The 19,353-nt window shown below is 74.1% G+C and carries 19 protein-coding genes; 15 read left to right on the top strand and 4 right to left on the bottom strand.

The features are described 5' to 3' along the window. Positions 1 to 245 precede the first annotated feature (245 nt). From AB0946_RS31970 to AB0946_RS31900, 15 genes are all read left to right on the top strand, one after another. Positions 246 to 1,514, top strand: a complete 1,269-nt coding sequence (locus tag AB0946_RS31970; RefSeq protein WP_366764158.1) for a nucleotide sugar dehydrogenase — start codon at positions 246 to 248, stop codon at positions 1,512 to 1,514. Positions 1,515 to 1,646: 132 nt separating this feature from the next. Beyond that, positions 1,647 to 1,805 carry a hypothetical protein gene (locus AB0946_RS31965; protein ID WP_366764157.1) on the top strand — a complete coding sequence of 53 codons (159 nt, stop codon included), beginning with the start codon at positions 1,647 to 1,649 and terminating at the stop codon, positions 1,803 to 1,805. Positions 1,806 to 1,911: 106 nt separating this feature from the next. Continuing rightward, the gene (locus tag AB0946_RS31960; protein WP_366764156.1) at positions 1,912 to 3,315 is read left to right on the top strand and encodes an FAD-dependent oxidoreductase; all 1,404 of its coding nucleotides are present in this window, start codon (positions 1,912 to 1,914) and stop codon (positions 3,313 to 3,315) included. A 52-nt stretch (positions 3,316 to 3,367) separates the two neighbouring features. Then, on the top strand, positions 3,368 to 4,036 hold the full coding sequence (locus AB0946_RS31955) for an AAA family ATPase (RefSeq protein ID WP_366764155.1): 669 nt from the start codon (positions 3,368 to 3,370) through the stop codon (positions 4,034 to 4,036). After that, the gene (locus AB0946_RS31950; protein ID WP_366764154.1) at positions 4,033 to 4,950 is read left to right on the top strand and encodes a glycosyltransferase family A protein; all 918 of its coding nucleotides are present in this window, start codon (positions 4,033 to 4,035) and stop codon (positions 4,948 to 4,950) included. The genes AB0946_RS31955 and AB0946_RS31950 overlap by 4 nt, the downstream gene beginning before the upstream one ends. Further along, the gene (locus AB0946_RS31945) at positions 4,947 to 6,092 is read left to right on the top strand and encodes a hypothetical protein (protein ID WP_366764153.1); all 1,146 of its coding nucleotides are present in this window, start codon (positions 4,947 to 4,949) and stop codon (positions 6,090 to 6,092) included. Before AB0946_RS31950 ends, AB0946_RS31945 begins: the two co-directional genes overlap by 4 nt. After that, positions 6,070 to 7,083 (top strand): aminoglycoside phosphotransferase family protein, encoded by a 1,014-nt coding sequence (locus AB0946_RS31940; RefSeq protein ID WP_366764152.1) that lies wholly within the window; start codon positions 6,070 to 6,072, stop codon positions 7,081 to 7,083. The genes AB0946_RS31945 and AB0946_RS31940 overlap by 23 nt, the downstream gene beginning before the upstream one ends. 45 nt (positions 7,084 to 7,128) lie before the next feature. Further along, a complete protein-coding gene (locus AB0946_RS31935) occupies positions 7,129 to 8,136 on the top strand; it encodes an NAD-dependent epimerase/dehydratase family protein (RefSeq protein WP_366764151.1) in 1,008 nt (335 codons plus the stop codon). Between the two features lie 76 nt (positions 8,137 to 8,212). Next, on the top strand, positions 8,213 to 9,367 hold the full coding sequence (locus tag AB0946_RS31930; protein ID WP_366764150.1) for a radical SAM protein: 1,155 nt from the start codon (positions 8,213 to 8,215) through the stop codon (positions 9,365 to 9,367). Positions 9,368 to 9,381: 14 nt separating this feature from the next. After that, positions 9,382 to 10,398, top strand: coding sequence for a hypothetical protein (locus AB0946_RS31925; protein WP_366764149.1), 1,017 nt, complete (start codon positions 9,382 to 9,384; stop codon positions 10,396 to 10,398). 64 nt (positions 10,399 to 10,462) lie between these two features. Then, positions 10,463 to 11,416, top strand: coding sequence for an HEXXH motif-containing putative peptide modification protein (locus AB0946_RS31920; RefSeq protein WP_366764148.1), 954 nt, complete (start codon positions 10,463 to 10,465; stop codon positions 11,414 to 11,416). Further along, complete coding sequence (locus AB0946_RS31915; protein ID WP_366764147.1) at positions 11,406 to 12,674, top strand: hypothetical protein; 1,269 nt, start codon at positions 11,406 to 11,408, stop codon at positions 12,672 to 12,674. The genes AB0946_RS31920 and AB0946_RS31915 overlap by 11 nt, the downstream gene beginning before the upstream one ends. After that, on the top strand, positions 12,671 to 14,278 hold the full coding sequence (locus AB0946_RS31910; RefSeq protein WP_366764146.1) for an MBL fold metallo-hydrolase: 1,608 nt from the start codon (positions 12,671 to 12,673) through the stop codon (positions 14,276 to 14,278). Before AB0946_RS31915 ends, AB0946_RS31910 begins: the two co-directional genes overlap by 4 nt. Position 14,279: 1 nt before the next feature. Further along, the gene (locus AB0946_RS31905) at positions 14,280 to 14,930 is read left to right on the top strand and encodes a 2OG-Fe(II) oxygenase (RefSeq protein ID WP_366764145.1); all 651 of its coding nucleotides are present in this window, start codon (positions 14,280 to 14,282) and stop codon (positions 14,928 to 14,930) included. Further along, positions 14,927 to 15,928 (top strand): aldo/keto reductase family protein, encoded by a 1,002-nt coding sequence (locus AB0946_RS31900; protein ID WP_366764144.1) that lies wholly within the window; start codon positions 14,927 to 14,929, stop codon positions 15,926 to 15,928. Before AB0946_RS31905 ends, AB0946_RS31900 begins: the two co-directional genes overlap by 4 nt. A 24-nt stretch (positions 15,929 to 15,952) precedes the next feature. On the opposite strand, the gene AB0946_RS31895 is transcribed toward AB0946_RS31900, so the two are convergent. The 4 genes from AB0946_RS31895 to AB0946_RS31880 form a co-directional block, all read right to left on the bottom strand. Continuing rightward, complete coding sequence (locus tag AB0946_RS31895) at positions 15,953 to 17,356, bottom strand: TfuA-like protein (RefSeq protein WP_366764143.1); 1,404 nt, start codon at positions 17,354 to 17,356, stop codon at positions 15,953 to 15,955. A gap of 95 nt (positions 17,357 to 17,451) precedes the next feature. After that, positions 17,452 to 18,549, bottom strand: coding sequence for a YcaO-like family protein (locus AB0946_RS31890; RefSeq protein WP_366764142.1), 1,098 nt, complete (start codon positions 18,547 to 18,549; stop codon positions 17,452 to 17,454). Positions 18,550 to 18,586: 37 nt separating this feature from the next. Then, positions 18,587 to 18,841, bottom strand: a complete 255-nt coding sequence (locus AB0946_RS31885; RefSeq protein WP_366764141.1) for a hypothetical protein — start codon at positions 18,839 to 18,841, stop codon at positions 18,587 to 18,589. 48 nt (positions 18,842 to 18,889) lie between these two features. Next, positions 18,890 to 19,264: a helix-turn-helix transcriptional regulator gene (locus AB0946_RS31880; RefSeq protein WP_366764140.1), complete on the bottom strand. Its 375-nt coding sequence runs from the start codon at positions 19,262 to 19,264 to the stop codon at positions 18,890 to 18,892. Positions 19,265 to 19,353 lie beyond the last annotated feature (89 nt).

The raw sequence follows: 19,353 nt of genomic DNA, 5'->3' as shown, positions 1-19,353 counted from the left end.
TCGGTGTTCAAGAAACCTCCCGTGCTCGGCCGTTCAGTACGCACGATTCCCTGGCGAATTATGTGGCTCCGCCCCTTCCGGGGGGCGCGTCCCTGCGTATTTCCGTAGATCCGGCCGGGGCGGGGTTCGGTTATCCGCAAGGAAGTCGTCACCGGCCCGCGAGGTCCGGTAAGCCTGAGGGCCGGATGCCGTCGCGGCAGCCGAAAGGAAAGCTTCGTCTCCCCGTCACGAGAAGGAGTCGGGCCATGGCTGGACCAGCCGGACCGTACGATCTCGTCGTCATCGGACTCGGCTACGCCGGTCTGCCGCTGGCCGTCGAGGCGGCCCGCACCGGAATGCGGGTCGCGGGTCTCGACCAGGACCCGGAGCGGGTGGCGCGCCTGGCGGCCGGCCGCTCCTACGTCGACGACATCTCCGACGCCGAGGTGGCGGCGGCCCGGGCCCAGGGGTTCCACCCCACCGGTGATCCCGAGGTACTGACGCGGGCGGAGGCCATCGCCATCTGCGTGCCCACGCCGTTGCGCGACTCCGTGCCGGACCTGACCGCGGTCACCGACGCGGCCCGGCTGATCGCGCCCCGGCTGCGGCCTGGGGCGCTGGTCGTGCTGGAGTCGACCACGTACCCCGGCACGACCACGGACGTCCTGCTGCCCCTGCTGGCCGTGGACGGCCGGGTCGTCGGGCGTGACTTCCGGCTGGCCTTCTCACCGGAGCGCACGGACCCGGGGAACCAGGCCTTCCGGCTGTCCAACACCCCGAAGATCGTCGGCGGGGTGACCGCGGAGTGCTCGGCCGCGGCCACCGCGCTGTACGACCGGCTCGTGCAGAAGGTCGTGACGGTGAGCACCCCGGCCGCGGCGGAACTGGCGAAGCTGCTGGAGAACACCTATCGCCAGGTCAACATCGCCCTGGTCAACGAACTGGCGGTGTTCTGCCACAGCCTGGGGGCCGATGTCTGGGAGGTCGTCGACGCCGCCGGCACCAAGCCGTTCGGCTTCCAGGCCTTCCGGCCCGGGCCGGGCGTCGGCGGCCACTGCATTCCCGTCGACCCCGGGTACCTGGCCTTCCGGGGCCGCAGCCTCGGCCATCCCCTGCGGTTGACCGAGCTGGCCCAGGACATCAACAACCGCATGCCCGACTACGTCGTCGGGCGCGTCACCGACCTGCTCAACGACGCCCGGCGCAGCGTCCGCGGGGCGCGCATCCTGCTCCTGGGCGCCACCTACAAACCCGATGTCGCCGACGGGCGGGGCGCCCCGGCGCTGGCCGTCGCCGAACGCCTGGCCGGCCTGGGCGCGGAGCTGTCCTTCCACGACCCGTACGTGACCCGGCTGCCGGCCGGCGGGCGCACGCTGCGGCGCGTCGCGGCGCTGGACGCCGCGGTGGCCGAAGCGGACCTGGTCGTCCTGCTCCAGCCGCATCTCGACTACGACCTGCCCGCGATCGCCGAAGCCGCCCGGCTGCTGTTCGACACCAGCGGCCGTGCGGTCGGCGCGGGCGTCGTGCACCTCTGAAAATCCGCTGCGGATATCGGAAATCTCCGGTCCGTAAATACATTGAGGTCGATTCTCGGGGGCTGCTAGCTTTTTCGGCAGCGGGGAATTCAACCCTCCCGCACATCTCACACGCCATGAAAGAGGTGGAATATGTCCGAGGGTAATGAGCTGGAATTCGAGGCGTTCGTCGACGCGGTCAAGTCCTACGACCTGGAGACGGTAGGCGCCACGGAGACCGCCCACTCGTCCGCGGTCTCGGTGAAGCCGTGGCAGCACGTGGACGAGCAGACCGCCCAGGCCGACGCCTGATCGTCGCCGCGGCGCACCGCCGGCGGGTGGCCGGCCCCCGGCCACCCGCACGGCCCGCTCCCCTCCCCCCGACCCGACTCCGCGCACCGATGTGAGGTCGCCCGCGATGTCCCACCCCACTCCCGAACGGGCCTACGGACGCGACGAGATCGTCGAGACCCAGGTGCTGATCCTCGGCGGCGGCCTCGCCGGCCTCGCGGCCGGCTCGCTGCTCGGCGACCGGGCCACGGTGCTGGAGGCCGAGCCCCGGCCCGGCGGACTGGTCCGCACCGAGCGGGTGGGCGCGTACTGGTTCGACCACGTCATCCACCTGCTCTACTTCAGCCACCCCTCGGTGGAGGAGCGGATCCGCGGGATGCTCGGCGAGACGCTCCGGCCCTGCCCCCCGGTCGCCTGGGTGGAGACGGCCGCCGGCACCACCCGCTTCCCGGTCCAACTGCACCTGGCCGGACTCCAACCGGAGGCCCGCGCCGCCTGCCTCACCGACTTCGCCGAGGCCGCGCGGGCGGACCGCGCGGACGCGGCCGACTACGCGGAGCTGCTGCTCAACGCGTTCGGACGCACCCTGTGCGACCTGTTCTTCTTCCCCTACAACGCCAAGCTGTGGCGGCGCCCGCTCAACGAGCTGTCCGCCTCAGGCTTCCACTGGAACCTCACCCGGCCCGGCCTGGCGGAGGTCGAGCGCGGCGCCGATCCGGCCCGGCCGGTGACCGCGCCCTACAACGCGCGCGGCTGGTACCCCCGGCCGTCCGGCCCCGGCCGACGGGGCATGGAGGTCCTCTCCGAGGCGCTGGCGGGCCGGGTCGCCGACCTGCGGCTGCGGCACACCGTGGAGCACATCGACCCGGAGCGGCGCCTGGTGCGGGCGCGGACGCCCGAGGGGCCGGTCCTCTTCCACTACACCCGGGAGTGCCTGTCCACGCTGCCGCTGCCGACCACGGTCGAGCGGTGCGGTTCGGCCCCGGCCGACCTGGTCGCCGCCTGCCGTGAGCTGCCGCGCAACCGGGTCCGGTCGGTGGCGCTCGCGGTGCGCGGCCCGCGCCCCGAGGGCACCGGCCACTGGCGCTACTACACGCGCGCGGACGTGCCCTTCACCCGCCTGGTGTTCATGACCGAGTTCGACCCGGCCATGGCCCCGGCCGACGGGTGGGGGGTGCTCGCCGAGGTCGTCGAACGCTCCGGGGAGCCGGCCGTCAGCGACGCCGAACTCACCGCGCGGGTCCTGCGGGGCGTGCGCGCGGTGGGGTTGCTGGACGAAGGCGAGGTCGTCGAGTCGCGCGTGTTCCACGCCGACCCGGGCTACGTCGTCTTCACACCCGCCGCCCAGGCCGTCACCGAACGCGCCCTCGGCTTCCTGGCAGAACGGGGGCTGACGGCCCTCGGGCGCTACGGCTCCTGGACGTACTCGTCGATGTCCCAGGTGATGGAGTCGGCGTTCGCCTGGGCGGAGGGCCTGGTCGGTGCACCCGCGGCCCGGCCGCCGGCGGCCCCCGCGCCCGCGGCGCCCTGAGCCCGGCGCCCGCGCCCTTCCCTGTCCAACGCTCGCAGGTACGGAGAACCCCTTGCTGCCCACCAGCCCACACCGCTTCCTCGCCCTCGAGGGGATCGACGGATCCGGCAAGACGACCACCGCACGGCTCATCGCCCGCCATGTCCGCGGCACCGGCCGCCCGCTGTCCCGGATCGGGCAGCACTCCTGGCTGGACCCGCGGGCCGCCCGGGTGATCATCGACGTCCGGGAGCACCGGCCGCACCGGCACACCCCCGCCGAGATCGCCGACGCCTACTTCCGCGACAAGCGGCTCCAGGCCCGCGCCATCGGAGACCTGCTGGAGCACCGCACCGTGCTTTCCGACCGGTACGTCTTCAGCGACGCGGCCTATCTGGAGGCGCTGTACGGCGTCCCGGCCCGCGAGACCCTGGACCGCCACCACGCCGCCGGCACCCGCTTCCCCGACCTGATCATCTATCTCGACGTGCCGGTCGCCGAGGCCGCTCACCGCGTGGTCACGCGCGCCAAGAGCATCCGTCACTACGAGAACAGCTACACCCTCGACCAGGTGAGCGGTGTCTATCGCGCGCTGCTGCTGGAGGACCCGCCGCCGTACCTGCCGCCCGTGCACGTCTTCCGCAACACCGCCGGCGCCCACGACGACGTCAGGCTGGCGGAACTCCTCGACACCATCGACGGCCGGCTGGCGCCCGCGCCGCAGCCGGTGGGGCAGCCGTGAGGGACATCGCCGTCATCATCCCCTGCCACGACGCCGCCCATCTGGTGGGCGGTCAGCTCGCGGCCCTCGCGCGTCAGCGGACCCGGTACGACTGGGAGGTGGTCGTCGTCGACGACGGCTCCCGCGACGACCTGTCCGGTACGGTCGACCGGTACCGCGACGCCCTGCCCGCCGTGCGGATCATCGCCCACCACCCGCGCCGCGGCACCGGCGCCGCCCGCAACGCCGGCGCACGGGCGTCGGACGCGCGCCTGCTGCTCTTCCTCGACGCCGACGACGAGGTGGCCGACGGCTACCTGGACGCCATGGCGGCGGCACTGGACGAGGCCGGCATGGTCACCGCCGAGATCGACTACCGGCGGCTCAACTCTCCGCGGGTGCTGCGCAGCACGCCGCCCGACCAGCTCTGCGACGTGCTGACGCCGAGCCTGTTCCTGCCGAACGTACCCGGCGGCCTGATGGGCACGACCCGCGAACTCTTCGACGAACTGGGCGGCTTCGACGAGCAGTTGCCCGCCCTCGCCGACATCGACCTGTCCTGGCGGGCGCAGTTGGCCGGCCGGCGCATCGCCGTCGCCGCCACGGTGGTCTCGGTCGCCCTGCGCACCACCCACCGGGCCCGGCTGCGCCGTGCGCGGTTCCAGGCCCGGGACGCCGTCGTCCTGCGGGCGAAGTTCGCCGGCCAGGGGCTCGACCCGGTCGGCCGGGCGGAGCACGCCCGGGAGTGGATCCGGCTGGCCGGACTCCTCCCGGGGGTCGTGCGCCCGGCGGGCCGTGCCCGGCTGGCGTGGCAGCTCGGCTGGCAGCTCGGCAGCCTCGACACCCTGCGCGGAGCCCGGCGGGCCGGCGGCGCCCGCGCCCTCCCGGCCGGGTCCGCCGCGCCGGTGCGCCCGTGGAGGAGGCAGGCGTCGTGATCACACTGTCCCGGGGCATGAACCCGCACGAGACGGGGTTCGCCGAGCCGGTCACCGTCTCGGACCCGCCCTTCGAACTGCTCTCCGGTGTCCCGTCGTACATCAACGTCCTGGACGCGCTCCTCGCCCGGGACCTGGCCGACCGACTGGAGCGGCAGACCGGCGAGGCGGCCTGCGCCACCTCCAAGCACACCTCGCCCGCCGGCGTCGCGCTCGGCACGCCCCTGGCCCCCGGCGCCGAGGAGTTCCACGACCGCGGCCCGCTGCCGGCCGACCCGGTGGGCCGCGCCGTCCTGCGGGCCCGCAGCACCACACCCAAGTACGCGTTCGCCGACTTCGTGGCCGTCTCCCGCCCGGTCACCGGCGACGTCGATCCGTCCCTCTTCGCCAACGCCGTCGGGGTGATCGCCCCGGACTACGCGCCCGGGGTCGCCGACCGGCTGCGGCGGTTCAACGACGGCACGTTCATCGTGCTGCGCGGACCGGCCCCCGCGACCCCGCCCGTACGGCGGGAGGTCCAGGAGGCGTACGGGCTGCGGCTCACCCGGGAGATCCCCGGCGGTACGGAGTTCGCCGGCGGCCTGCACACGGTCTGCGGCGACCTCCACGACCCGGACAGCCTCGCCGTGGCCGTCCTCGCGGTCGCGCAGGCCCAGTCCAACTCCATGGTGTTCGCCGTCGACGGGCAGACGATCGGCATCGGCATGGGTCAGCAGCACCGGCTGGACTGCACCCGCCTCGCGGCGCACCGCGCGCTGGTCTGGCAGCGCCGTCACCACCCCGACCTGCTGTCCCTGCGCTTCGCGGACCACGTCGACGCCGCGCAGCGAGCCCTCTGGCGGGCCCGGGTCGCCGAGGGCGACCTGACGCCCTCGGTGCGCGACCAGCTGGCCGGCGTCCTGCGCGATCCGGGGCGGGCCGCGCACGAACCGGACTGGGCCCGGACACCACCCCTGACCGGTGTCACCCTGGCGGCCGACAACCACTTCCCGTTCGTCGAGGTGGTCGAGCTGGCGGCGCGGGCGGGCGTCACCCAGCTCGTGACCCCCCGCGGTTCCACCGACGCCGGCGCGCTGCGGGAGGCCTGCGTCCGGCACGGCATCAGCTGGATCGTGACCGGTGAGCGCTTCTTCCGGCACTGACGCGGTGCCGTGGCGGCACCCGGACTGGGCGACCGCGGCGACCGCACGCATCGACGCCGCGCTCGCCCACGAGGGCACCAGCCGCACCGGCCCGGTCACCGAGGTCAAGAACTGGGTTCTGTCCGCGGTGCTGCGCTGTCCGACCCCGCACGGCCCCGTCTACTACAAGCAGGCCCTGCCCTGCCTGGCCCACGAAGGACCGCTGCTCGCCCGGCTGGGTGCCCGCCGCTCCGGCGCCGTGCCCACCGTGCTGGCCCCGGACCTGCCCGGGCCGGGCTGGTGCACGCGCGGCGTCCGCCTGCTGCCCGGCACCGGGCTGCCGGACCGGGCCCGGGGCGACGCGCTGCGCGAACTCGCCGTGCTCCAGCGCCGCCTGCTCGAAGAGCCCGGCCGGGTGGCGGAGCTGACCGGGCTCGGCTGCTGGGACCGCCGCGCGGACGCACTCGCCCGGGAAGCGCGGGCCCTGGCCGGACGGGCGGACGTGTTCGGGCCGGACGCCCCGCTGCCGGACGCGCTCACCCCACGGGAGGCCCGGAGCTGGGCCGACGCGCTGCGCCGGATCCCCTCCTGGTGCGCCGAGCTGGCCACCCAGCCGCCCGGCGACACGCTCGTCCACGGCGACCTGCACCCGGGCAACTGGGGCGTCGGCCCGGCCGACGGCCGGATCATGCTGCTCGACTGGGCGGAGGCCGCCGTCGGCCACCCCTTCCTGGACATCGCCCCCGCGCTGCGGAGCGCCGCCGACCCCGCCGAGCGGACGCGGGCCCTCGCCCGCTGCTTCACCGGGTGGGCACCCCTGATGTCGCCCGCCCGGTGCGCGGCGGTCTGGCGGATCGCCGAGCCGGTCGCGGTCCTGAACCAGGTCGTCACCTACGTGCGGTTCCACGACGAGACCGCCCCGCCTGAACGGCGGAACTGGGCGCCGCGCGTCCTGTGGTGGGCCAGACGGCTGATCGGCCTCCTGGACGGCGCGGGCCACCGCGCACCGTGAATCCCAGCCCCACCGACCGCACAGCACACCCGAGGAGGGTTCTCCATGTGGGACATCAACGCGCCCGGCAGGCCGGTCCTGGTCACCGGCGGAGCCGGCTTCATCGGCGGTCACCTGGTCCGCGCCCTGACGCGCGCCGGCCACCGCGTCCGCGTCCTGGACGACCTGTCGACGGGCCGGCCCGACACGGTGGCCGGGCTCCCGGGGGTGGAACTCGTCCGCGGCAGCGTGCTCGATCCCGGCGCCGTGGCCACGGCGTCGGCCGGCACCGGCCTGGTCCTGCACCTGGCCGGCGTCGTCGGCATGCGCCTCGCCGCGGACCAGGCGGGTCTCGCCTACCGGGTGGGCCGTACCGGTACAGCGAACGTCCTCGCGCACACCGGTGACGTACCGGTGGTGCTGTTCTCCAGCTCGGCGGTCTACGGCCTCTCGGACGGGCGGGCCCCGCTCGCCGAGGAAGCGCCGATCGACCGGTCGGTGCCGCTCGCCTACGACAGCGGCACCGAGGGCTACGCCACCGGCAAGTGGGAGCTGGAACGGCTCGGCGCCGAAGCGGCGGCGGCCGGCCGGCCCGTTCTGGTGGTGCGCCCCTTCAACGTCGTGGGACCGGGACAGCGCAGCCGCTACGGCATGGTCCTGCCCACCTTCCTGCGGCAGGCCGCGGCCGGGCAGGCGCTGACGGTCCACGGCGACGGCAGCCAGCGGCGCTGCTTCACCGAGGTCACCCAGTTCACCGACCGGCTGCTGCGCCTGATGGCTGCGGCGCCGGCCTGGCGGCCCGGCGGCAACGTGTACAACATCGGCTCCACCCGCGAGACGAGCATCGGTGAACTGGCCCGTCTGGTCCTGGCGGCGACCGGGAGCACGGCCGGCGTCGTGCACGTGCCGTACGAGCGGGTCTTCCCCGGCCGCAGCGACGTCACCGGCCGCGTCCCCGCGACGGACCGGCTGCGCGCCGTCGTCGGCGAGACGCGCTGGCTGCCGGCCGCGGAGATCGTCGCGAGCATGTCTGCCGGCCGGCCCGGTTCCCGGGTGCGGGTTCCCGCAACATGACCGGCGACGCGTTGACGCGTGAATCCCGGACCAGAAAGCATTCTGCCCACCGCATTCCGAAGGATGGGAATTCCCCATGGAGCTGAGGCTTCCGGCGCCCGGCGAGACAATTCTGGCGATGCTGAAACTCCCCGGTGAGATATGCAACATCAATTGCCATTACTGCTATGAGCGACGCAAGCCGTACCCGAACGCCCTCATGCTGAAGCCGGATGTGCTCCGGCGTTTCCTCGACGCGTGCCAGGGGCGGCCGCTGGCCGTCGAACTGCACGGCGGGGAACCCCTGTTGCTCGGCCGGCGCAGGCTGGGTGAACTGCTCGCCGTCCTGCGCGGCTACGAGGGCCGGGTGACCCTGTCGATGCAGACCAACGGCATCCTGCTCGACGACGCCTGGCTGGACTTCTTCGACCGGGAGTGGCCGGACATCGAGATCGGCGTCAGCCTGGACGGCGACGAGCGGGGCAACGCCCATCGCGTCGACTTCCGTGACAAGCCCACGTACCCGAAGGTGGTGCGCGCACTCGAACTGCTCGCCGCCCGGGGCCGGCAGGTCGGCGTGATCGTCGTCGTCACCCGGCGCATCCTCGGCCGGGCGGGCGAAGTCCTCGACTCCCTGGGTGCCTTCGAGGCGGTCAAGGGCGTCAAGCTCTCCGGCTGCCTGGACTTCAACGTCAGGACGAAGGACTACCGGACCGCCAACCGCGAGTCCCTGCGCCTGCTCAACCCCGACGGGGTCGGCATGCCCGGCTGGGCGACCACCCCCGACGAGTACGCCGACTTCCTCGTCCAGGCCTTCGAGCACTGGCGTGCCACCAAGGCGTACCGCTCCTACGTCCTGGAGCCGTTCTTCACCATCATCCGCGCGCTGTCGGACCTGCCGACCAGCTACACCAGCTACAGCGAACGCAAGGAGCCGTACATCGTCACGCTCTACCCCGACGGCCGCATCGGCAGCTCCGACGAACTCACCATGCCCGGCGCCCTGCTGGGCTCGGTGGACACCACCGAGTCCCTGGACGACCTGCTGACGCTGGACACCAATCCCCGCCTGCGCGGTGACCTCACCGCCCTCCTCGCCCAGTGCGCCGGCTGCTCCCACGCCGCGACCTGCCGCGGCGGTGCCCTGCCGGACCGGCTGCGGTTCGCGGGCACCGGGTTCGAGGAGGACTACTGCGACCACCGGCGCAAGGTCATCGACCACGTGGCGGCCGCGCTGCCGGCCGCCGTCTGAAAGGCACCCGTCCCATGTTCCTGCTTCCCGCCATCGATCCGGACCCGTCGGAGAACCGCGTCTGGAACGCCTCGCTGGACGGCCGGGCCATCCACTCCTACCTGCTGTGGATCGAGCCGACGGCCGCCGACCGGGCTCCACGGGCCGCCGTACGCGCACCGGCCGCGCCCGGCGCCGTACCCCCCGGCCCGGACCACGTCGTCACCCCCCTCGACCGGGCCCTCACCGCCCTGGTCGCGCTCGCCGAGGCGGCCCCCGCCCGGGTCGCCCTGGACCGGTTCGACCGGTCCAGGGCATCGCTCAGGCTAGGCGGCACCGCCGACGACGGACCGCAGGTGCTGGTCCTGGAGACCCCGGCGGACGAGCCGCGGGCCCCGGGCCTGCCCCGGACCCTGCTGGCGGCCGGCCCGGCGGCCCGGGAGGCCACCACGGCCGCCGCCGCCGTACTGGACGAGGTCGGCCTGCGCTACGTGCTGGACCTCGCGCTCGGCGCCGTCGTGTACGCGTCGGAGCCGCACCCGCGCCCCTACTCCGACGGCTCCTGCGAACTCGCCTGGATCGTCGGCCGGCCCGACGACCCGGTCGCCGTCGCGGAGGCCCTGCTGCGCGAGGGCGCCCGTGCCTGGACCGGTCAGTGGCTGCGGGCCGAGGAGTCGGTCGGGATGCGCACCGCCCCGCTGCGCCACCCGGACCGGGACTGGCTGGCCGGCCTGCTCGGCGACTGCTTCGCCTACCAGCTCCACGACCGCCTCGCCGGGCGGCACGGCGGTCGGCCGGGCCCCGCGCGCGAACGCGCCGACGCGCTGTACGCCGCACTGCTGGTCCAACGCCCCGGACTGGACGAGCGGCTCGGCCGCACGGCCGGCTTCGGTGTGCTCTGCGAACTCGTCGCCTTCATGTACCCGTGCTGGAACCGCCGGCAGTTCGCCACCAAGTCCCCGTTCGACTACATGCGGGAACTGCGGGCCGTGACCGACGCGGAGAAGGCCCAGCACCTCGCCAAGTGGTCGGTCCCCGAGGCGGCCCGCTGACACGCGGGCCGGCAACGGGCCGCACGACCGCAACCACCCCACAGCACCAGAAGGGAACACCAGCATGGTCGCGACCGCCGTCGACCTCTCCGAGCTGCTGGACGGGCTCACCAGGACCCTCCTCACGGAGCGCACCGAGCGCGAACGCCGCGTGCTGGCGAGTCTCGGCGCGCTGGCGCCCACCGCCCCACTCGCCGGTACCGAGGGCACGCCGGACGCCTTCGACACCGCGATCCTCCACCACGCCTTCCAGCAGGCTCAGCTCGCCGTGCGCACCCGGGACGCCGAGCGCGCCCGGCACGCCCTGCGGCTGTGGCAGGAGCGGGACCGCCTGCGCCGCCGGGCCGTCCACACCGCCGTCGGACCGGTGCTGGTGGTCCGCGCCGCCGACTGCACCGAGGTCGAGGACGGCCGGCTGGGCAGTCGTATGTTCCTCCTCCAAGACCCGGTCCCCGAGGTGCCGGAGGAGATGGCGCGGACGCTGAACGACGCCGTCGACGCCGCCCTGGCCGTCGGCAGCGAGGTGCTGCGTTCCTCCACGGCCGTCGTCGTCTGGACCGAGGTCCGGTCCCTGGAGGAGACCTGCCGCAGCTACACGTTCGACTTCCTGCCGGGCAGTGTGGTGCTCAACTGGACCGAGGAACCACTGCGGCTGGCCGAGACCCTCGTGCACGAGGCCACCCACTCGTGGCTCAACGAATGCCTCGCCGCCGAGAACGTCGTCCTCCCCGAGGACGTCAGCTTCCATTCCCCCTGGAAGAACGAGGAGCGGCCGGCCTTCGGCATCGTCCACGCCGCTCTCGCGTTCGCCCATGTCATCGCGTACCTGTCGCGCATCCAGCCGGCGCCCGAGGACACCTCGCCGCTCGCCAACGTGCTGCGCCACCGCCTTGCCGACGAGCTGCGCTCGCTCGAATCCGGCCACGAGGCGGCCCTGAAGTGCTTCGAACTGGTCGGCTCCGCAGAGCTGCGGACCTACCTGGAGACGGCCGTCGAGGCCGCGCGGCATGCCGCCTGAGCCGGCCCCGGACGGCCCAGCCGCCCGGACGGACGGTCCCCCCTACCGGCCCGGCCCCCCGGTCGCCCTGCTCCCCGCCGACGTACGGCGGCCGGTGCGCACGCTGCTCGGCGACCCGACCGCCCGGGTGACCGACGTCCAGGCCGCGCCGATCGGCTACGAGAGCTGGAGCAGATCCAGCGACGGCCTCTACGACGTCAGCGGCACCGCCCGTACCGCCCACGGCGACCACGTCTGGCGGCTGGTCCTCAAACAGGTCCGGCACCGGAGCTGGACGCCCACGCCCGGTGACCTCGCGCGGCAGATGGACGACGGCGGGGACGCACCGGGGGACTGGGCCTACTGGCGTCGCGAGGCCCTGCTCCTGGAATCCGGACTGCTGGACCGGCTGCCCGGCGTCTTCGCCGCACCGCGCTGTCTCGCCACCACCCCCTGGGGCGCCGCCGGACGGGGAGTGCGGCTGTGGCTGGAGCGGGTGACGGGCGTGCCCGGCGACCGGTGGACGGCCGACGACCTGCTCACGGCGGCGCACGACCTCGGCCACTGCCACGCCCGCTACCTGGCCGAGCCGCCCGCCCCCCGGCCCTGGTTCTGCCGGCCCTTCCTCGAACAGCGGGCCCTCGTCGGCCGGGCCGCCCTCATCGGCCGGGTCGAGGAGGCCGCCGGCACGGCCGATCCGCTGCTGCGGCGGCTCTTCCCGCGCGCGGCGGCCACGGCACTGCGCGCCCTGTGGGAGCGGCACGCCCAGGTCGTCGGCCTGATGCGGCGGCTGCCCCACACTCTGGTGCACCGCGACCTGACCCCCGGCAACCTCTTCCGCGCCTCCGGCCGGACGGTCGCGATCGACTGGGGCCAGACGGGGCTGGGGCCGGCGGGTGAGGACCTGGCGACGCTGGTCCTGTCGTCCCGGCCCGCCTGGCACCTGGACGCGCAGGGGCTGGCGGACCTCGGCGCCGCCGCGGCCGCGCGGCACCGTGCCGGGCTGGCCGAGGGCGGCTGGCACGGCGACCCGGACACGGTGGCGGTGGCCTACCGGCTCGTCGCCGCCTTCCACTACGGCCTGCCGCTCGCCCGCACGGCGGACAAGCTGCTGGCCCTGCCGCCGGAGCGGCGGCGGGCGGCGGTGGAGGACACCGGCCTGCGGACGCGGATCGCCACGATGATCGCCCACCTGGAGACCGCCCAGCCGGACCTACGGCGGCTGGACACGCACGTCTCCGCACCGAGTCGCCCGACCCGCTCCGGGAGGACATCATGAAGATCACGTTTCTGGGACACGCGGGCGCGCTGATCGAGACCGACGAGGTCCGGCTGGTGTGCGATCCGTGGTTCTCCGAGACCGGCGCCTTTCTGGCGGGCTGGCACCAGCTCCCGGACAACAGCGCCTGTGCCGGTCTGCTCGACGGCGCGACGCACGTGTACGTCTCCCACGACCACGAGGACCACTTCGACGCGGACGTCCTCGCCGCCCTCGACCCGTCCGTGCGCCTGCTCATGCCGGACTACCGGCTGCCCGGCTGGCACCGGCTGGTGTCCGCGCTCCCGGGGCCGGCACCGACCCTGCTGGGTGACGGGGAGGTCTTCGAGGCCGGCTCGCTCCGGCTGCGCCTGGTCATGTCGCCGATGGCCCAGCACCAGGACTCGGCACTGGTCATCGAGGACACCGCGACCGGACAGGTCGTCGTCAACCTCAACGACTGCCAGGTCGACCGGACCCAACTTCGCATGCTGCGCCGCCTGTACCCGCGGATCGACGTGGTGATGGCGCAGTTCTCCGGAGCGACCTGGTTCCCGTTCGCCTACTCCTTCCCCGCCGAGGAAGCGGCCGAGGCCGCGGCCCGCAAACGGACCAACTCCATGCGCCGCTGGGCCCGTTACATGCGGGCGCTGGACCCGCGCACCGCGGTGGCCTTCGCCGGACCGCCGATCCTGCTCGACCCCGCCCTGACCCCCCACTTCTTCGATCCGGCGTCCATCTTCACCACACCCCCGGAACTGCTGCGCTGGCTGGAGGCGGAACATCCCGGCCTCGCGGCCCGCTGCGTCGCCCCGCTGCCGGGCGACGTCCTCGACGTCGGACCGGCCGCGCTGACACCGGACGCGCGGATACGGCAGGACTTCGACTGGGCGCGGCTGGAGGAGTACACCGAGCGGTACGCGCGGCGGCGGGCGCCGGCCATCGAACGCGTGCTGGCCGCCCGTCCCGAGCCCCGCGCGGACCTCTTCGACGCCTTCCGCGAGCACTTCCAGGCCCTGTTCCGGTCGGCGGAGAAGACGTGCCGGGCCGTCGACGCGGTCGTCGGCTTCGACATCCGCGGCGCGGGTGGCGGATTCTGGCTCGTCGACTTCCGCCGGCTGCGGGTGTGGCGCGGCGGCGATCCCGAAGACGCCGGTCACGACTACCGCTTCACACTGGACTCCCGGTTCCTCCCGCCGATCCTCAGCGGTGAGAGCACCTGGGAGGAATTCTTCTTCTCCTTCCGCTTCACCGCGTGGCGGCCCTCGGTCGAGGCCTACAACGAGGAGCTGATGTCCGTCCTGCGGCGCAGTTCGCCGGGCGACCTCGCCGAGCACGCCGCCCAGTTGGACCGGGCCCGGCGGCAGCCCGGCGGAACCTTCCGGCTGACCACCGCCGAGGGCACGTACCTGGTCGAGGACACCTGCCCGCACATGGGCGCCCGGCTCCAGGCGGAGGACCACGACCCCGGACAGAACGTCGTCGTCTGCCCCCAGCACGGCTGGCGCTTCGAGGTGCCCGGCGGCCGCTGCCTCAACGGACGGGCCCGGCTGGGCATCGTCCCGGCCTCGCCCGAAGGGGCGGACGCCCCCGGCGTGGCCGATCCCCGACGAGAGGACGACTGACGTGATCGACCTGACCGCCCTGCACCGCGTGCCCGGCGAGCCCGCCTCGGGCCGCCGGCGCACCGACCCCTACGACCACTATGTCTGGGACGGACTGTTCGACCCGGACGCCCTGCGGGCCGCGGCCCGGGGGTATCCCGACGTCGGCCGGATGACCCAGAAGCCCGGCATGCCCCGCTGGTTCTCGCTCGACCTGGAGTCGGCGTCCCCCGCCCTGCGCGCGCTGTGCGAGACGCTCCTGTCCGCCGAACTGGCCGAGCGCATCGGTGCCGTCACGGGGACGGCCGGGCTGCGCACCGACCGGACGGGCGACTGGGGGAGCTACCGCGTCTCGACGCGGGGAGCCGTCCATACCGCGCACATCGGCGGCAACCGCCACCCGGTCACCGGCTGGCTGCGCCGGTACTCCCTGTTCACCTACCTCAACGAGGGCTGGCGGGAGGACGACGGCGGCCTGCTGGAACTCTGGCGGCCCGGCGCGGACGCTCCCAGCGCCCGGATCCTCCCCGTGTTCAACCGCAGTGTGCTGATCGAGACGACCGACCGGTCCCTGCACGGCGTCTCGGAGGTGCTCGGCTCCCGGCCGCGCCGGATGGTCACCGTCCACTTCTGGACGACCTCCCCGGGGGCGGACGGGCGGGAGCTGACGTGAGGCACCGCCGGCTGGGCGACAGCGGGCTGTACGTCAGCGAGATCGCCTACGGGAACTGGATCACACACGGCGGCCAGATCGACGCGGACCGCGCCACCCGGTGCGTACGGGCCGCGCTGGACGCCGGCATCACCAGCTTCGACACCGCCGACGGGTACGCCTTCGGCGCCGGGGAGGAGATCCTCGGGCGCGCCCTCAAGGGCGAGCGGAGAGAAGGGCTGGAGATCTTCACCAAGGTGTTCTGGCCGGTGGGACCCGGCCCCAACGACCGCGGGCTGTCCCGCAAGCACATCCTGGAGTCCGTCGACGCGTCCCTGCGACGACTGGGCACCGACTACGTCGACGTCTACCAGGCACACCGCTACGACCACCGCACCCGCCTGGACGAGACCCTGGTCGCGTTCGCCGACGTCGTACGCCAGGGCAAGGCGCTGTACATCGGCGTGTCCGAGTGGCGGGCCGAGGAGATCCGGGCGGCCCAGGCGCTCGCCCGGGAACTACGGGTGCCGCTGGTGTCCAACCAGGCCCGCTACTCCGCCCTGCACCGGGTGATCGAGGCGGAGGTCATTCCCGCCTGCCGCGCCGAGGGCCTGGGCCAACTGGCCTTCTCCCCGCTGGCCCAGGGCGTCCTCACCGGCAAGTACGCGCCCGGACGTCCCCCGCCGGCCGGCTCGCGCGCGACCGACACCAAGGGCTTCGGCCGGAAGTTCGTGAGCGGACTCCTGCACGACGCGATCCTGCGCCCGGTCCAGCGGCTGCTGCCGCTGGCCGACCAGGCGGGCGTCCCCCTGGCGACGCTGGCGCTGGCCTGGGTGCTGCACGAGCCGAACGTGTCGGCAGCGATCATCGGCGCCAGCCGCCCGGAGCAGATCCAGGCCAACGCGGCGGCCTGCGAGTTCGTCCTCGGCGAGGACCTGAAGGCGGCGATGGACGAGATCCTGGCACCCGTGGCGCTCACCGACCCCGCGCTCACGACCAGCCCCGGCGGCGGGCGGTGACCCACCGCCGCCCGGCCCACCCCGTCATCCGGTGGCGGCTTCCGCGGCCCGGTGCGGGGTGGTGCCACCGTGCCGTACGGCGAGGTACACCGTACGGGCCGCGTCGAGAGCGTGCCGCAGATCGGCGAAGCCCCGGTCCAGAGCGGCCAGTTCGAGATCGGCGGGAGCGCGGTGCCACAGCTCCGCGAGCCAGGGCAGGACCACCCGCGCCGGCAGGCGGCCCGGCTCGAACTCCGGGCGGACGGTGCGCGCGAGCCGGTTGAGCTCGGCCGCCCTGCGCCACACCCGCTCGGCGTCGCGGTGGAAGGGCCGTGCGCGCACCACCGGCAGGGCCAGGGCGTCCGGCGGGAGACCGGGCCGGAGCCGGAAACCGCGCACGAGGAACGCCGTCAGCAGTTCCCGTACGCCGAGCGTGCGCCGCTCCTCGGGGCTGGTCCACCGCTCGATGCAGGACGGCACCCCCGCCCCGTCGAGCCGCAGCAGCCCCGCGTGTTCGGCGTGCAGGATCGCCGCGTCGACCGCTCGGTCGGCCTCCTGCACCGGACCGGCGAGGAGGCCGGGGGCGACGCCGTCGCCGGCTGCCCGGGCGGCGCAGTCCGGGCAGCCGGCGAGGAAGCGTATGACGAGCTGCTCGTGCACCCGGGGGTACTCCGGGTCCAGGAGCTGGCAGACGCGCAGCGCGCCGTGCGCCGCGCCCCCGGGGTCGTCGTGCGCGACGCGCCACTGGTGCAGGTGGACCGTCTCGTTGACCCGGACCGGCGGCGGGGGCGGGCCGGGATCGGGGGCGGTGGCCGCCGCGAGGAGTTCCAGGGTGTCGGCGCGCTTGAGGTCCACGTAGTCCCGGCGGCACAGGTCCGCGAGTTCGCCGGCCCGGAGCGGGTCGATGCCCGCCCCCCGCGCGACCACGGCCACCTGCCCCAGCGCCCTGCTCTGATAGGGCATGCCCGCCAGCCCGGTGACGACCGCCTCGGCCTCGTCCCGCGAGCACCGCCCGCCCGCGACCGCCCCCGCGAGAGTGGCCCGGAGGTTGACGAGGGGTTCGGACAGCCGCCGGTACCCCTCCTCCGCCGGTGCGTGCACCAGGGTCACCTCGTCGTCCGCCACCAGGGTTCCGTCGCGGAAGCTCTCGAAGATCCTGCCGACGCCGGTCATGCCGAAGGGGGCGAGCTCGGCGGCGCGCAGAGCCCCCATGCTCGCGCCGCCCCACACGCGGACGCCCCGCGCCATGAGCGCCAGGATCTCCTTGTGCCGGACGGCCCGTACGTGGTGGAAGTACCCGTCGGCGATCACCACCGAGTCCCCGGGTCCGGCGGGCAGCGCCAGTAGGTCACCGGAGCCGACGGGCGGACGCAGCTCGGCCACCGAGGGATCGACCAGATCCGCCGCGTCGGGCAGGGACGGGCCGACGAAGAAGTACGTCCTGTTCATGAGGGTGCCGTGTTCATCGGGAGAGTTCCGTTCCTCGGGAGTCGTTCGGGGGATGGTCCTCGGCGGGGCCTGTCCGGTGATCCCGTCAGGCCCGCTCAGTAATCGTCGGGACACGACGTACCGGGACACACCACCCGCACGACCGGTACGTCGAACTCCTCGCGGCGCAGGTCCACGACCACGGGCGTGCTTCCGTACACCGCGGCCACCGCACGGCTCAGCCCCAGCCATTCGGGCCCGGCGGCGCCGGGCGGCACCGGACGGAAGCACCGGAAGTCCACCCCGTTGCCCGCGTCGTCCCATGGTTCCCCGGCGGAACCGGGCCTGCCGCTGTAGATCGCCTTGGTGAGGTCCTCCCTGGTGCCCGCGATCGCGGAGAGCCGGGACTGGGCGGCCTCGGTGAGGGCCCGTGTCAGGGCTCGCCCGGGGTCGCGGTGGGCACCGCTGCCGATGAACTCGACCGGCAGGTCCTCGCTGCGCAGCCGCGCGGCGAAACAGGGCGTCCCGACCGGCGACGGGCAATGCTCCACCAGGACGTTCATGCCGGCCGTGGCCAGGCGGTCGAGCAGGAGCCGCGGGGTTCCGGTCACGCTGTCCGGTGCCACCCGGGTCCGGTTGCCGGCCCGTGCGCTGGCGGCCAGCGCGTCGCGTTCGACGACCTCGTACAGGGCGTGCGTCACCGCCTCGTCGTAGGTGGTGCCGCTCGCCAGGCCGTTGCTGCTGACGGTGAACAGCGGAGGCCGCCATTCCCGCGCGACCAGCGCGTCCAGCCGGAACAGCGCCGCGGGCAGCAGGGTCTCGCGGGGGTCTTCGTCGAGAGTCCGAGCGGGTGCCCACTCCAGGACCGTGTCGCCGCTCAGACAACTGCGGGGCGCCGACCGCAGACCGCCGATCTCGTAGGTGAGGGACCGCTGGACATCGCTCACGCGGGCGTGGACGCCCGTGGGCGGGAAGTGCTCCGCGTGCCAGACCTCCAGGGCCTCCATCGCGGCCGACACCCGGGCCGCCGCCGGTGTCGTGCCCTTGCCCTGCGACACCGACAGGGTCAGGGCGTTGGGGCGGACCGCCTGGAACACCGGAATCCCGATGTGGTCCAGCCAGGTGACGTCCGCGACCCGGGTCACCCCGGCTCGCGGCAGCAGTCCCCGGATCGCGGCCCATGTCTCCTCGGCCGTCCGTGCTCTCGTCTCCATGCCTGCCGGCTCTCCGGGTACGCGCGCCGACCGGCCGTCAGGACCCCGTGCTGTTCCAGTCGTCGACCGGGTCGAGGGCGCGGACGGCGGTCCGGTCGGTCGCGGTGTGCTCGGCGCTGTGCACGGTGAGCGCGGCCACTACGGTGAGCGCGGCCACGGGAAGCAGGAGCGCGGCCCGCGCCGCGAGGGAACGACGGCCGCGGGCCGCAGGGCACCCGGCCGGGGCGTTCGCCGCGCGCTCGCCGTTGTCCCGGCTGCCGACCGCGTTCATGTCCTTGCCGTGGAGGTTCATCGATGTCGCCTTTCGTGGAAGTGGTGTCGGGCGCGGACGGGCCCGTGGTCAGTCGTAGGGGTGGGCCGGACGGCGGTCGGGCACCCGCTGGGCGGGAGGACTCCCGTCGTGCACCCGCTCCAGCAGCAGGCCCGGCACCATCGGCCGACGCGCGGGGGACGGGCCGGGGCGCATCCGGATGCCGAGGGCCACGCCGAGCTGGAAGCGGTTGTCCACCCCGAGCCGGTCCATCAGGGACCGCAGGATGTTGGTGACGGTCCGGGGACTGATCCCCAGCCGGTGGGCGGCGCTGGAGTCGGTGTGACCGGCCAGCAGAAGGGAGATGAGCCTGCGCTGCCGCTCGTCCAGCGGCACCAGCGGCGGGACGGTGGGGGAGTGCGAAGGGAGGCGGGGACGAGGCCGCGGGTTGGTGTTCGCGCTCACCAGGACTCCCTCTTGTCGGTGTTCGGCCACAGGGGGGGGTGGGCCGGGCGCTTCGCGTTCCGGCCCCTCACGAACACTGGCAGCCACCG

It is taken from the genome of Streptomyces sp. NPDC046870, assembly GCF_040704595.1.
GTDB classification, from domain to species: domain Bacteria; phylum Actinomycetota; class Actinomycetes; order Streptomycetales; family Streptomycetaceae; genus Streptomyces; species Streptomyces argyrophylli.
This window is presented reverse-complemented; position numbering and strand designations above follow the sequence as displayed.

What these genes read in the sequence shown, in the direction of transcription:
- AB0946_RS31970 (WP_366764158.1), top strand. Translation starts at nt 246, where the DNA reads ATGGCTGGACCAGCCGGACCGTACGATCTCGTCGTCATCGGACTCGGC.
- AB0946_RS31965 (WP_366764157.1), top strand. Translation starts at nt 1,647, where the DNA reads ATGTCCGAGGGTAATGAGCTGGAATTCGAGGCGTTCGTCGACGCGGTC.
- AB0946_RS31960 (WP_366764156.1), top strand. Translation starts at nt 1,912, where the DNA reads ATGTCCCACCCCACTCCCGAACGGGCCTACGGACGCGACGAGATCGTC.
- AB0946_RS31935 (WP_366764151.1), top strand. Translation starts at nt 7,129, where the DNA reads ATGTGGGACATCAACGCGCCCGGCAGGCCGGTCCTGGTCACCGGCGGA.
- AB0946_RS31930 (WP_366764150.1), top strand. Translation starts at nt 8,213, where the DNA reads ATGGAGCTGAGGCTTCCGGCGCCCGGCGAGACAATTCTGGCGATGCTG.
- AB0946_RS31925 (WP_366764149.1), top strand. Translation starts at nt 9,382, where the DNA reads ATGTTCCTGCTTCCCGCCATCGATCCGGACCCGTCGGAGAACCGCGTC.
- AB0946_RS31920 (WP_366764148.1), top strand. Translation starts at nt 10,463, where the DNA reads ATGGTCGCGACCGCCGTCGACCTCTCCGAGCTGCTGGACGGGCTCACC.
- AB0946_RS31915 (WP_366764147.1), top strand. Translation starts at nt 11,406, where the DNA reads ATGCCGCCTGAGCCGGCCCCGGACGGCCCAGCCGCCCGGACGGACGGT.
- AB0946_RS31910 (WP_366764146.1), top strand. Translation starts at nt 12,671, where the DNA reads ATGAAGATCACGTTTCTGGGACACGCGGGCGCGCTGATCGAGACCGAC.
- AB0946_RS31895 (WP_366764143.1), bottom strand. Translation starts at nt 17,356, where the DNA reads ATGAACAGGACGTACTTCTTCGTCGGCCCGTCCCTGCCCGACGCGGCG.
- AB0946_RS31890 (WP_366764142.1), bottom strand. Translation starts at nt 18,549, where the DNA reads ATGGAGACGAGAGCACGGACGGCCGAGGAGACATGGGCCGCGATCCGG.
- AB0946_RS31885 (WP_366764141.1), bottom strand. Translation starts at nt 18,841, where the DNA reads ATGAACCTCCACGGCAAGGACATGAACGCGGTCGGCAGCCGGGACAAC.